The organism is Streptomyces massasporeus, from assembly GCF_014648995.1.
Lineage (GTDB): Bacteria > Actinomycetota > Actinomycetes > Streptomycetales > Streptomycetaceae > Streptomyces > Streptomyces massasporeus.
This window is the reverse complement of record NZ_BMSE01000003.1, coordinates 472,925-486,391: the sequence shown is the minus strand read 5'-3', so window position 1 is coordinate 486,391 and position 13,467 is coordinate 472,925. Positions and strand designations below refer to the sequence as shown.

Below are 13,467 nucleotides of genomic sequence, written 5' to 3'. Positions count from 1 at the left end.
CTACGGGACGTGTCTGCGGGCCCGCAGGGCCAGGCTCAGGGCCAGGACCGTCTGCGGGTCGTCCAGGTCCGTCCCCAGCAACTCCCCGATGCGCGCCAGCCGGTTGTACAGGGTCTGCCGGTTCAGATGCAGCTCCCGGGCCGTCTCCGCCTTGCGCCCGGCGTGGGCGAGGTAGGTCGTCAACGTGGGCAGCAGCGGCGGCCGGGAGCGGCGGTCGTGCTCCAGGAGCGGGCCGAGGGCCCGGTCGACGAAGGCCGCCAGGTCCGGATGGTCGCGCAACCGCCACAGCAGCAGGTCGATGTCGAGGCGGCGGGCGTCGTACCAGGGCCGGTCCGGCAGACCCTGCGCCGCCGTGGCCGTCTCGGCCGCGTGCCGCAGCCCCGAGGCCACGGCCGGCCAGCCGCCGGCCGTCCCCACGACCACCACGGGCGGCTGTCCGCCCGGCCGCGGCATCCCCGCCCGGCCCACGCCGGCCCGCAGCGCCGCCGCGACCCGGTCCGCGACAGCGGCCCGCTCCGATTCCGCCCGCAGCCCGAGCAGCACCAGCACCCGGCTCTCCACCGGCCGCACGCCCAGCAGCACCGGCACCCCCACCGACGCCAGCTCCTCCGAGAGGGCCCGGGCCAGCACCGCCCAGCCGCCACCGGGGGACAGGGCGTCCCCGAGCCGCATCACCACCGGCAGCAGCGGCCCTTCGCCCGGCCGGAAGCCCAGCACTCGTGCCTGCGCCGGGGCGTCCTCGGCCGTCACCCGGCCCTCGGCGAGGTCGGTGAGGAAGTCGCCCCGCCCGCGCGCCGCCAGCTCCTCCTCCTGGCGGGCCTGCATCAGCACCACGGCCAGGATGCCCGCGGCCCGCTCGGCCGCCATCCGGTGCACCGGCGCCTGGGGCGTGCGCACGGGCAGCAGGACCAGACGCGCCCGGACGCCCCCGCTGCCGGGCCCGCCGCCCGGCACGTCCACCAGCACCGATCCCGCGAGCGGCGGCTCGTCCTTGTGCTGGCCGCGCAGCCCCTCCCACACCTGGAGCGGGTCCGCGCCCTCGGGACCGGCCCCGGCCGCGTACAGCAACTGCCCGTCCGCCGTCTCCAGGAACACGGGATTTCCGGCGAAGTCGGCCAGGATGCCCAGCACCTGGGGCACACCGCCGCCGCCCAGCACGGCCTGTGTGCACCGCCGGTGCACCTCCTCGGCCCGCTGGAGCAGGGCGTAGTGGCCGTTGACGATCTCGGTGTGGACCTCCTCCGTGACCGTCACGAACGGCACCTCGCGGTGCAGCTGGACCAGTGGCAGCCCGGCCGCGCGTGCCGTGTCGACGAGGGCCGCGGGCAGCCGGGTGAAGCGCGGACCGAGCTCCACGACCAGGGCCGCGATGCCGCGCTCGGCCAGGGTGCGCACGAACGCCCGCTGCTCGGCGGGGCGGGTGCCCAGGCCGTAGCCCGTGGTCAGCAGGAGCTCGCCGCCCTTGAGCAGGGAGGCGATGTGCGGCACCTCTCCGGCGTGCACCCAGCGCACGGTCCGCCCGAGCCGCTCCGCGCCCGCCAGCACCTCGGGCAGCCCGCTGCGCAGCCCCGGCAGCTCCAGCGCCCGCTGCACGGTGATCCCGGCGCCCTGGGTGTCGTAACCGCTGTCCGTCCCGCTGTCCATGTGCCGGACGCTACCCGCGCGGGTGCCTCCCGGACATCTCCGGACGGGCACCGGGACGATCACTTCCCGGATCCCGCGGTGGATCTCTCCGGACCACGGCGTGGATCTCCCCGGAATACCGCGTGCTCGACCGGGTACGGGCGCCCCCATGGACATGAGTGTGGTCGCGGTGGGGCGGGAGGACGACGGTCCGGTCGAGGAGCCGCTGCGGGTCGCGGTGCTCGCCGACCGGCTCGGGTACCGGGAGGTGTGGGCGGGCGAGGGACCCACGTGGGACTCGTTCGTCCTGGCGACGGCGATCGGCGCCGCCACCGAGCGGGTCGCGCTGACCGCCGGGCCCGTGCCGGTGTCGGTGCGCGACCCGCTGACCATCGTCCGGGGCGCCGCCTCCACCGCGGCCGTCACCGGCCGGCCCGTCGGCGTGGCCCTGGGCACCTCCAGCAAACGCGTCGTCGAGGGCGTGCACGGCCGGCCGCGCACCCGGCCCGCCGCCGCCCTCGCGGAGTCGGCGGCGACCGTACGGGCGCTGATGCACGGCACGCCCGGCGAGCCGATCGTGCCCGGCAGCGGCTTTCCGCGCCGGCTGCCGCCGCCCGGAGGCACGGTCACCGTCGCCGCGTTCGGGGAGAAGGCGGTCGCCGCGGCCGTCGCGCACGCCGACCGGATGCTGCTCGACATCGTCTCGCCCGAGCAGGTCCGGATGCTGCGGGAGCGGATGCTCGCCGCCGCCGAGAAGGTGGGCCGCACGCCGCCGAAGCTGGCCGCCTGGCTGCCCGCCGCCGTGGACCCGGAGCCGGAGTCGCTCACCCAGGTTCTGCGCAGCGTCGTCGGCTATCTCGCCGTGCCGGGCTACAGCGACATGTTCGTCGACGCGGGGTTCGCCGAGGTCGTCGAGCTGGCCGCCAAGGGCGCCGACGCCGACACCCTGCTGCGGGCCCTGCCACCCGAGGCCGCCGGCACGGTCGCCCTCGTCGGCGACACGGACACCGTCCGCGTCCGCATCGCCGCCTACGCCGAGGCCGGACTCGACGAGATAGCCCTCGTTCCGGCCACGGCCGGGGATCCGGCGGGGGAACGCACGCTCACGGCCCTCAGGCCGGAGTGAGGCCCGCGAGGCCATGGCGAGGCCCCGCGAGGGCCGGAGTGGCACACCTGCCAGGGCCGGAGTGCGGCCCGCGATGAAGGCCGCAGTGAGGCGGGGGCCCCGCGAGGGCCGCGGTGAGACCCCTGCGAAGACCGGCGTGCCACACCGGCGAGGGGACGGAGTGAGGCCCCGGCCCTCCGCGGGCCGCCCCGCTCAGCCGCCGTACGCGCCCGAAGCCGTCAGACGCAGAGCCGTGTCGATGAGCGGCACATGGCTGAAGGCCTGCGGGAAGTTGCCCACCTGGCGCTGCAGGCGTGGGTCCCACTCCTCGGCCAGCAGACCGAGGTCGTTGCGCAGGGACAGCAGCTTCTCGAACAGCTTGCGGGCCTCGTCCACGCGGCCGATCATCGCCAGGTCGTCGGCCATCCAGAACGAGCAGGCCAGGAACGCGCCCTCGTCGCCGGGCAGACCGTCGACGTTCTCGTCGCCGCTGGTGGTCGGGTAGCGCAGGATGAAGCCGTCCGACGTGGACAGCTCACGCTGGATCGCCTCGATCGTGCCGATGACCCGCTTGTCGTCCGGCGGCAGGAAGCCCATCTGCGGGATCAGCAGCAGGGAGGCGTCCAGCTCCTTCGAGCCGTACGACTGGGTGAAGGTGTTGCGCTCCTTGTCGTAGCCCCGCTCGCACACGTCCCGGTGGATGTCGTCGCGCAGCTCGCGCCAGCGCTCCAGCGGGCCGTCCGCGTCACCGGACTCGATCAGCTTGATCGTGCGGTCGACCGCGACCCAGGCCATCACCTTGGAGTGCACGAAGTGGCGGCGCGGGCCGCGCACCTCCCAGATGCCCTCGTCCGGCTCCTGCCAGTGGTCCTCCAGGTAGCGGATCAGCTTCAGCTGGAGCAGCGAGGCGTAGTCGTTGCGTGCGAGGCCCGTCATGTGGGCCAGGTGCAGGGCCTCGGTGACTTCGCCGTACACGTCCAGCTGGAGCTGGTGGGCCGCGCCGTTGCCGACCCGGACCGGGCCGGAGTTCTCGTAGCCCGGCAGCCAGTCCAGCTCCGCCTCGCCGAGCTCGCGCTCGCCGGCGATGCCGTACATGATCTGCAGGTTCTCCGGGTCGCCGGCCACCGCCCGCAGCAGCCACTCGCGCCAGGCGCGGGCCTCCTCGCGGTAGCCGGTGCGCAGCAGCGAGGACAGCGTGATCGCCGCGTCGCGCAGCCAGGTGTAGCGGTAGTCCCAGTTGCGGACGCCGCCGATGTCTTCCGGCAGGGAGGTGGTCGGCGCGGCGACGATGCCGCCGGTCGGGGCGTACGTCAGGGCCTTCAGCGTGATCAGCGAGCGGACCACGGCCTCCCGGTAGGGGCCGTGGTACGTACAGTGGTCGACCCACTCGCGCCAGAAGTCCTCCGTCGCCTCCAGCGACTGCTCCGGCTCCGGCAGCGGCGGCGGCTCCTTGTGCGAGGGCTCCCAGGAGATCGTGAACGCGATCCGGTCACCCGGCGCGACCGTGAAGTCCGCGTAGGTCGTCAGCGACTTGCCGTAGGTCTCCGCGTATGTGTCGAACCACACGGAGTCGGGGCCCGCCACGGCGACCGTGCGCCCCTCGTGCTTGTGCACCCACGGCACCACCCGCCCGTAGGAGAACCGCATCCTGAGCGCCGAGCGCATCGGCACCCGGCCCGAGACGCCCTCCACGATCCGGATCAGCTGCGGGGCGCCGTCACGCGGCGGCATGAAGTCCGTCACCCGGACCGTGCCCCGCTGGGTGTCCCACTCGGACTCAAGGATCAGCGAGTCGCCCCGGTAGCTGCGTCGCGCGGCGGTGGGTGGCTGCTGGTCGGAGGCGTACGCGGGGCCCAGCCGCCAGAATCCGTGCTCCTCGGTGCCCAGCAGGCCGGCGAAGATGGCGTGCGAGTCGAAGCGGGGCAGGCACAGCCAGTCGACTGTGCCGTCCCGGCAGACCAGAGCGGCGGTCTGCATGTCTCCGATGAGTGCGTAGTCTTCGATGCGCCCGGCCACGTGCAACTCCAGTCGAACGGCCACGTCACCCCACGAGGGGGCTGTCGCTAGTGCGGTCAAGGGGGGGTTTCAGCAGGTCTTGCGTTGCGTCATTGAGCGATGAAGCAAAACAGGTCACTCAGCCGTGATGCAAAGCGCCAATTGTTGCTCAACGAACCGACGAGCTCACGTTGTTCCGGTGCTTACGGGCGGGGGGTGGTGCCGTTGGGCCGGACGGGCTCGGCAGCGAGTGTCCGAGCAGGATACGACGCACGCAGATGATCCGGGTGCCCGTCCAGGCAAGGTGGGTACGCCGAACGAGTGAGCAAGGGGTGAGGGACCGGTGACGGTGATCGTCTCCGTGTCGGGATGTGTGCGGAGCGTGGCCGGAAGCCGTCGCCCCGCGGCGCTGATACGCTGGTAGCCCGTGGACCGGTGGGCCCCTTCCCGACAGGGAACCCCCGAACCGCAGCGACGGCGCCCCGGAGTTTTCCGGCAGGCAGCCGCACCGCACCCCCAGACCGCGACCACGGGAGCCCCGTCTTGGCCATGCCGCCCGCCGCTTTTCGTAATTCGACGACCAAGCACATCTTCGTCACCGGGGGTGTCGCCTCCTCGCTCGGCAAAGGCCTGACGGCCTCCAGCCTCGGCATGCTGCTCAAGGCCCGCGGTCTGCGCGTCGTGATGCAGAAGCTCGACCCGTACCTGAACGTCGACCCCGGCACGATGAACCCCTTCCAGCACGGTGAGGTGTTCGTCACGAACGACGGCGCCGAGACCGACCTGGACATCGGCCACTACGAGCGTTTCCTCGACCGCGACCTCGACGGTTCCGCCAACGTCACCACAGGTCAGGTGTACAACACCGTGATCGCCAAGGAGCGGCGCGGCGAGTACCTGGGTGACACCGTGCAGGTCATCCCGCACATCACCAACGAGATCAAGCACCGCATCCGCCGCATGGCGACGGACGAGGTCGACGTCGTGATCACCGAGGTCGGCGGCACGGTCGGCGACATCGAGTCGCTGCCGTTCCTGGAGACCGTCCGGCAGGTCCGTCACGAGGTCGGCCGTGACAACGTCTTCGTCGTCCATATCTCGCTCCTGCCGTACATCGGCCCCTCGGGTGAGTTGAAGACGAAGCCCACCCAGCACTCGGTTGCGGCCCTGCGCAACATCGGTATCCAGCCGGACGCGATCGTGCTGCGCTGCGACCGCGAGGTGCCCACCGCTATCAAGCGGAAGATCTCGCTGATGTGCGACGTCGACGAGGCCGCCGTCGTGGCCTGCCCCGACGCCCGCTCGATCTACGACATCCCGAAGACCGTGCACGGCGAGGGCCTGGACGCCTACGTCGTCCGCAAGCTGGACCTGCCGTTCCGCGACGTGGACTGGACGACCTGGGACGACCTGCTCGACCGCGTCCACAACCCCGACCACGAGATCACCCTCGCCCTGGTCGGCAAGTACATCGACCTGCCCGACGCCTACCTGTCGGTCACCGAGGCGCTGCGCGCCGGCGGCTTCGCCAACAAGGCCCGCGTCAAGATCAAGTGGGTCACCTCCGACGACTGCAAGACCCCGGCGGGCGCGGCCCAGCAGCTCGGCGACGTCGACGGCATCTGCATCCCCGGCGGCTTCGGCGACCGCGGCGTGCTCGGCAAGGTCGGCGCGATCAAGTACGCCCGCGAGAACAAGATCCCGCTGCTCGGCCTCTGTCTCGGCCTGCAGTGCATCGTGATCGAGGCCGCGCGCAACCTGGCCGACATCACCGACGCCAACTCCACCGAGTTCGACCCGGCCACCGGCCACCCCGTCATCTCCACCATGGCGGAGCAGCTCGACATCGTCGCCGGTGAGGGTGACATGGGCGGCACCATGCGGCTCGGCATGTATCCGGCGAAGCTGGCCGAGGGCTCGATCGTGCGCGAGGTGTACGACGGCAAGGAGTACGTCGAGGAGCGCCACCGGCACCGCTACGAGGTGAACAACGCCTACCGTGCCGAGCTGGAGAAGACGGCGGGCATCCAGTTCTCCGGCACCTCCCCGGACGGCAAGCTCGTCGAGTACGTCGAGTATCCGCGCGACGTCCACCCGTACCTGGTCGCCACGCAGGCCCACCCGGAGCTGCGCTCCCGGCCGACGCGTCCGCACCCGCTGTTCGCCGGGCTCGTCAAGGCCTCGGTCGAGCGGAAGACTTCGAAGTAACACACCAGTTGTACGGTGGCCGGGGTGCATCCCTTCAAAGGGTGTGCACCCCGGTTTCGTTTCGGCAGGTCGCGCGGCACGTGGAAGGACAGGCATGACGATCAAGGACACCCCGGAGGAGTGGGAGATCCGGGCGACGGAGACCCCCTTCACGGGCAACAAGACCTCCGTGCGCACCGACGACGTGGTCATGCCCGACGGCACGGTGGTCGGCCGGGACTACCAGGTCCACCCCGGCTCCGTGGCCGTCCTCGCCCTCGACGAGGCCGACCGTGTGCTGGTCCTGCGCCAGTACCGCCACCCCGTCCGCCACAAGCTGTGGGAGATCCCGGCCGGACTGCTCGACGTCCCCGGCGAGAACCCGCTGCACGCCGCGCAGCGCGAGCTGTACGAGGAGGCGCACGTCAAGGCCGAGGACTGGCGGGTGCTGACCGACGTCTACACCACGCCCGGCGGCTGCGACGAGGCCGTCCGGATCTTCCTCGCGCGCGATCTGTCCGAGGCCGAGGGCGAACGCTTCGCGGTCGAGGAGGAAGAGGCGGACATGGAACTCGACCGGGCGCCGGTGGCGGACCTCGTCCGGGGTGTCCTGGCCGGCGAGCTCCACAACAACTGCCTCGTCGTGGGCGTGCTGTCCCTGGTCGCCGCGCGCGATGGCGACGGCCTGGACGCCCTGCGTCCGGCACAGGCGCCCTGGCCGGCGCGTCCGTTCGAGGCGTAGGCGCTCCGTTCGAGGCGTAGGCGCTCCGCTCGGGGCGGTGCGAGGGGTGGGTGCCGCGACGGTCGTCCGTCGTGTGCGGCGTCGTCGTGGCCGGTCGCGCCCACGCGGCGGAGCCGCAGATCAGGCACAGCCCCGCGCCCCTTTCGGGGCGCGACCTCCCGCTGTCGGTCCTACGATCTGCTGATCCGATCGGGGGAACTGGTCGTCCCGCCCGCCGTGCTCCACCCGGGACGTTGCAGAGCGTGAACTAGGCTCTGTGGCACGCCCGAACCGGAGTCCCGGCGGGCTCGCGTGTGCGGTGGGACGGGAGTGTGGCCCGTGACGGATCAGGTCGTGGAGACAGGCGACGTGCGGCCGACCGGGCGCACTGCCGGGGAGATCGAGTTCCTGGGCCGCACACGGGAGTTGAAGGAACTGCGCGCCGACATCGAGCGTGCCGGACTGGACACCCTGGCCGGCCGCAAAGCCCCCCGCGCGCGCGTGCTGCTCATCGCCGGCCGGCCCGGCTCGGGCCGCACCGCACTCGCCGAGGAACTCGTCCGGCAGGTCGCGGACCGTTACCCCGACGGGGTACTGCGCGCAAGCCTCACCGAACCCGACGGCACCCCCGTCCCCGTCGGACGCGCTGCCCGGGACCTCCTCACCGTCCTGGACGAGCAGGCACCGGCCGGGGCCTGCGAGGACGACCTCACCGACGCCCTGCGCACCTCCCTGGCCGACCGCCGGGTCCTGCTCCTGCTGGACGACGCGGCCGATGCCGAGCAGGTCGACGCCCTGCTGCCCGACACACCGGACTGCCTCGTCGTCGCGGTCTCCGAAGGCCCGCTGACCGGCATCTCCGACGTCCGCCCCTGCACCCTGGGCGGTCTGGACGCCAAGTCCGGGGTGGAGCTGCTGACCCGTCACACCGGCTCGGTCCGCATCACCGTCGACCCCCGGGCCGCCGAGGGCCTCGCCGAGGAGTGCCAGGGGCAGCCCGCCGCGCTGATGCTGGCGGGTGGCTGGCTCGCGGCCCGCCCCAAGGCCGCCGTCTCCGACCTCGCCAAGCAGCTGCGCGCCGAGGACACCGAGGGCACCGCCCTGACCCGGGTCTTCCGGCTCGCCCACGCCGCCCTGCCCGCGACCGCGGCCCGGATGCTGCGCCTGCTCGCCCTCGCCCCGGCCGGGCTGGTCGACCCGCAGACGGCCTCCGCCCTCGTCGGGTCCTCGGTCGGCAGCGCCCGCACCCTCCTCGACGACTTCGTCGCCCTGGGCTTCCTGCACGCGGTGGACTCCCCGCTGCCGCAGTACGAGGTGCCCGGCTGCCTGCACCCGCAGCTGCGGATCCTCGCCGAGCACCACGAACGCCCCGCCGAGCTCCAGCTGGCCCGCGCCCGCATGCTGGAGCGGACCGTGCGGCTGCTCCAGGCCTGCCGGGCCATCACCGAGACCGACAGCCCCCAGGCCCGCCAGAAACTCCTCGACATGCCGCGCGCCCTGCGCTTCCCCACCCCGCGGGCCGCCGCCGACTGGCTGCGCCTGACCCGGCCCGCCCTGCTGGCCTCGGCCCGGCTCGCGGTCGCCGACGGCGAGCTCGACACCCTGGCACGACGGCTCATGTCCCAGCTGGTCCGGGCGATGGCGGCGCACATCGGCACCCAGGCCGCCGCGCCCGACCTCTATGACATCCACCGTATGGTCCTCGGCATCGCCGAGCGCCGGAACCTGCCCCGCGAGCGCGCCGCCGCCCTGCTGAACCTTGGCGACCTCGACGCCCGCACCGGCCGAACGGCCGACGCGCTGACGCGCTACCGCGCCGCGCTGGACGCCGGGCGCGAGGTGAACGACCCCTACGCGACCGGCCGCGCGATGGAATCCGTAGGCGGCGCGCACCTGGACCTCGGCGACTTCGACCGGGCCGCCGACTGGTTCGGGCGCGCCCTGGTCGAGCGGCTCGCCCGGGACGAGCGCGCGGAGGCCGCCCGGCTCTACGGGCGGATCGCCGCCGCCCACACCTTCGCCGGCCGCTACGGCGAAGCCATGCGGAACTGGCGCGCGGCGATCGCCGGACACCGCAAGAACGGCGACCTGGCCGCCCAGGCGCGGGCCCTGAGCGAGCTGGCACGGGTCCAGGAGTACGCGGGCCGCCCGGAGGAGTCGCTGCGCACCTGCCGGGAGGCCGTGGAGTGGGCCCGGCGCGCGGAGGATCCGCGGTTGCAGGCGGCCCTGCACCTGCGGGTCGCCGACACCCTCGAACACCTCGGTGACCCTGCCTCGGCAGCGCTGCACCGGGGCGCCGCCGAGCGGATTCTCGGCGACTCAAACCTTCAAAATGACCCTGACGCCTGCGAAATCCGTACCGCATCAGTCGAAGATTGATGCAATGAAAGGCTAGACAGCGAGAACACCTTCATTAGACTGGCTCTGCCGCACGTTCTCCTGCGGTCTCTCCCGGTGTGCCCGTGCGTGCCCGGGTATGTCTTAGTAAGACCCCCATACCCTCTGAGCCAAGGACCGTGATCGACGTGAAGGTCGGCATCCCCCGCGAGGTCAAGAACAACGAGTTCCGGGTGGCCATCACCCCCGCCGGCGTGCACGAGCTGGTGCGCCATGGCCACCAGGTCGTCATCGAGCGCGACGCCGGCGTCGGCTCCTCGATCACGAACGAGGAGTACGTCGCCGCCGGCGGGCGGATCCTGGACACCGCCGACGAGGTGTGGGCCACCGCCGACCTGCTGCTGAAGGTCAAGGAGCCCATCGCCGAGGAGTACCACCGCCTCCGCAAGGACCAGACGCTCTTCACCTACCTGCACCTGGCCGCCTCCAAGGAGTGCACGGACGCCCTGCTGGAGTCCGGCACCACCGCCATCGCCTACGAGACCGTCGAGCTGCCCAGCCGCGCGCTGCCGCTGCTCGCCCCGATGTCCGAGGTCGCGGGCCGGCTGGCCCCGCAGGTCGGCGCCTACCACCTGATGCGCGCCAACGGTGGCCGGGGTGTGCTGCCCGGCGGCGTCCCCGGCGTGCTGGCCGGCCGCGCCGTCGTGATCGGCGGCGGTGTCTCCGGCTGGAACGCCGCGCAGATCGCCATCGGCATGGGCTTCCACGTGACCCTGCTCGACAAGGACATCAACAAGCTCCGCGAGGCGGACAAGGTCTTCGGCACGAAGATCCAGACCGTCGTCTCCAACGCCTTCGAGCTGGAGAAGGCCTGCCTGGAGGCCGACCTCGTCATCGGCGCCGTGCTGATCCCGGGCGCCAAGGCCCCGAAGCTGGTCACCAATGAGCTCGTCTCGCGGATGAAGCCCGGAAGTGTCCTTGTCGACATCGCGATCGACCAGGGCGGCTGCTTCGAGGACTCCCGCCCGACCACCCACGCCGAGCCGGCCTTCCGAGTCCACAACTCGGTCTTCTACTGCGTCGCCAACATGCCCGGCGCGGTGCCGAACACCTCCACCTACGCGCTGACCAACGCGACGCTGCCGTACATCGTCGAGCTGGCCAACCACGGCTGGGCGGACGCGCTGCGCCGCGACCCGGCGCTGGCCAAGGGCCTCAACACGCATGACGGCAAGGTCGTTTACCGCGAGGTCGCCGAGGCGCACGGCGTGGAGCACGTGGAGCTGACCTCGCTGCTCGGCTGAGCCCCCACAGCCGCAAAGTCGGCTAAGTGACCAACCGGCAAAGGCGATACGTCAACCCCGGTCGTCAACGCCGCGCACCCGGCCGGACCTTGCCGACAAGGTCCGGCCGGATGTGTGTATGGTCACTTCGCGATTCTCGCGCAACTCGCCTCGAACGTAACCCTTCAACCGATTCGCACACCGGTGAAACCTGCCGTGCGACGGCCGTACGCCCTTGACAGCGGGATGTTTCATTGCCGACACATCGGGCCGGGTCCGGCGGATTGTGTTGCTGCGGACGCCCGACACGCCATAGAGTCGCCAGCTGTCGGCATGGTGCCACGCTGACCTGTCTAGAAGTTTCCTGGTCACCAAGGAGGTAAGACGACTTGTGAATGAGTCGACATTTACTCCCGGGGGTGGCCAACCAGGAATGCCTGCACGGGACCAGGAGCCCGCGGGATTCGCGGCTGTCGGCTCCGTCGCTGTGCGCACCTTCGCAGCCCACCAGAGTCAGCAGGCGACTCACACAGCACACCAGAAGATGGATGGCCATCACGTGAACGCCATGGCCGGCGACGGAAGTGGCGCGCCCCACAACCACTTCGCCGACTACGACGAACTGCCCGAGGGGCACTTCTACGACCCCGACGCGGAGTACGAGCCCGATCCCGAGTACGCGGCCACTCTCGCGCCCGACGCGGCCAGACAGCGCCGCGAGCGCGTCGGCCCGACCGGGCGTCCGCTGCCGTACTTCCCGATCCCGGGCCCGCTGCCCGAGCACGGACCCGCGAAGATCATCGCGATGTGCAACCAGAAGGGCGGCGTCGGCAAGACCACGTCGACCATCAACCTGGGTGCCGCGCTCGCGGAGTACGGACGCCGGGTCCTGCTCGTGGACTTCGACCCGCAGGGCGCGCTGTCGGTCGGACTCGGTGTCAACCCGATGGAGCTCGACCTCACCGTCTACAACCTGCTCATGGAGCGGGGGATGGCGGCCGACGAGGTGCTGTTGAAGACGGCGGTCCCCAACATGGACCTGCTGCCCAGCAACATCGACCTGTCGGCGGCCGAGGTCCAGCTCGTCTCCGAGGTCGCCCGTGAGTCGACGCTGCAGCGCGCCCTGAAGCCGCTGCTGCCCGACTACGACTTCATCGTCATCGACTGCCAACCCTCGCTCGGCCTGCTCACGGTGAACGCCCTGACGGCCGCGCACAAGGTGATAGTGCCTCTGGAGTGCGAGTTCTTCGCGCTGCGTGGTGTGGCCCTGCTGACGGAGACCATCGAGAAGGTCCAGGAACGGCTCAACCCGGAGCTGGAGCTCGACGGCATCCTCGCCACGATGTACGACTCGCGCACGGTGCACAGCCGTGAGGTGCTCGCGCGTGTGGTCGAGGCGTTCGACGACCACGTCTACCACACGGTCATCGGGCGCACGGTCCGCTTCCCGGAGACCACGGTCGCCGGTGAGCCGATCACCACGTACGCCTCCAACTCCGTCGGTGCCGCCGCCTATCGCCAGCTCGCCAGGGAGGTGCTCGCCCGGTGTCACGCCGAGTGAGTCTGCCGGGGGCCGACGAACTCTTCCGTACGACAGGGGGGATGGCGCTTCAGTCGTCCCAGCCCAGGCGTCAGGCCAACGGCGACGCCCGGGTGCCCGCTCCGGCGGGGGAGGGCGACGCGGCGGCCGCGGCCGCGGAGGACGCGCCGCAGTCGGTGCCCGCGCAGGGCGGTGACGGTGAGGGTCCGGAGCACGTCGCGGCGGACGCGGAGCCGGCCGAGGCCGGGGAGGCCCACAGCCGTTCCGCGGCCGCCGAGCGCTCCGGCTCCGCCCGTCAGCAGACGGCGCAGGAAGGTTCTGCCGCAGGGGCCGGGCCCCGCAAGCGCGGTCGGAGTCCCTCGCGCCGCCCGAGCGGCCGTGAGCGGCACGACGAGAAGATCACGGTGTACGTGTCGGCCGAGGAACTCATGGACCTCGAGCACGCCCGTCTGGTGCTCCGCGGCGAGCACGGCCTGGCCGTGGACCGCGGACGCATCGTCCGCGAGGCGGTCGCGGTGGTCCTCGCCGACCTGGAGTCGCGCGGAGACGCCAGCATCCTGGTACGACGACTGCGCGGGCGGTAGCGGTAGCCTGCGGGGGCCATGACCTCGAACGCTTCCCCACCTCCCCCCGGCGGCCCGGCCGGCCGCCGGCGTGCGCTGGGGAGGGGGCCGGA

General features: G+C 72.0%; 9 protein-coding genes. 7 read left to right on the top strand and 2 right to left on the bottom strand.

Features of this window, described 5'->3' with window-relative positions; all coding sequences use genetic code 11:
• Entirely contained in the window at window positions 1-1,644 is a 1,644-nt protein-coding gene (locus IE153_RS11490; RefSeq protein WP_189589603.1) for a PucR family transcriptional regulator, read from the bottom strand.
• 148 nt (window positions 1,645-1,792) lie between these two features.
• On the opposite strand from IE153_RS11490, the gene IE153_RS11485 reads away from it, so the two are divergent.
• Entirely contained in the window at window positions 1,793-2,749 is a 957-nt protein-coding gene (locus IE153_RS11485; RefSeq protein WP_189589602.1) for an LLM class F420-dependent oxidoreductase, read from the top strand.
• Window positions 2,750-2,941: 192 nt separating this feature from the next.
• Here IE153_RS11485 and IE153_RS11480 read toward each other — a convergent pair whose 3' ends face one another.
• Complete coding sequence (locus tag IE153_RS11480) at window positions 2,942-4,744, bottom strand: glycoside hydrolase family 15 protein (protein ID WP_189589641.1); 1,803 nt, start codon at window positions 4,742-4,744, stop codon at window positions 2,942-2,944.
• Window positions 4,745-5,272: 528 nt separating this feature from the next.
• Here IE153_RS11480 and pyrG point away from each other — a divergent pair.
• From pyrG to IE153_RS11450, 6 genes are all read left to right on the top strand, one after another.
• A complete protein-coding gene (gene pyrG, locus IE153_RS11475) occupies window positions 5,273-6,931 on the top strand; it encodes a CTP synthase (protein ID WP_189589640.1) in 1,659 nt (552 codons plus the stop codon).
• A gap of 94 nt (window positions 6,932-7,025) precedes the next feature.
• Window positions 7,026-7,652, top strand: a complete 627-nt coding sequence (locus IE153_RS11470) for an NUDIX domain-containing protein (protein ID WP_189589601.1) — start codon at window positions 7,026-7,028, stop codon at window positions 7,650-7,652.
• Between the two features lie 318 nt (window positions 7,653-7,970).
• Complete coding sequence (locus IE153_RS11465) at window positions 7,971-10,010, top strand: tetratricopeptide repeat protein (RefSeq protein ID WP_189589600.1); 2,040 nt, start codon at window positions 7,971-7,973, stop codon at window positions 10,008-10,010.
• 137 nt (window positions 10,011-10,147) lie between these two features.
• Window positions 10,148-11,272, top strand: coding sequence for an alanine dehydrogenase (ald, locus tag IE153_RS11460; RefSeq protein ID WP_179878801.1), 1,125 nt, complete (start codon window positions 10,148-10,150; stop codon window positions 11,270-11,272).
• 412 nt (window positions 11,273-11,684) lie between these two features.
• On the top strand, window positions 11,685-12,812 hold the full coding sequence (locus tag IE153_RS11455) for a ParA family protein (RefSeq protein ID WP_078625596.1): 1,128 nt from the start codon (window positions 11,685-11,687) through the stop codon (window positions 12,810-12,812).
• Window positions 12,797-13,375 (top strand): hypothetical protein, encoded by a 579-nt coding sequence (locus tag IE153_RS11450; RefSeq protein ID WP_189589599.1) that lies wholly within the window; start codon window positions 12,797-12,799, stop codon window positions 13,373-13,375. The genes IE153_RS11455 and IE153_RS11450 overlap by 16 nt, the downstream gene beginning before the upstream one ends.
• Window positions 13,376-13,467 lie beyond the last annotated feature (92 nt).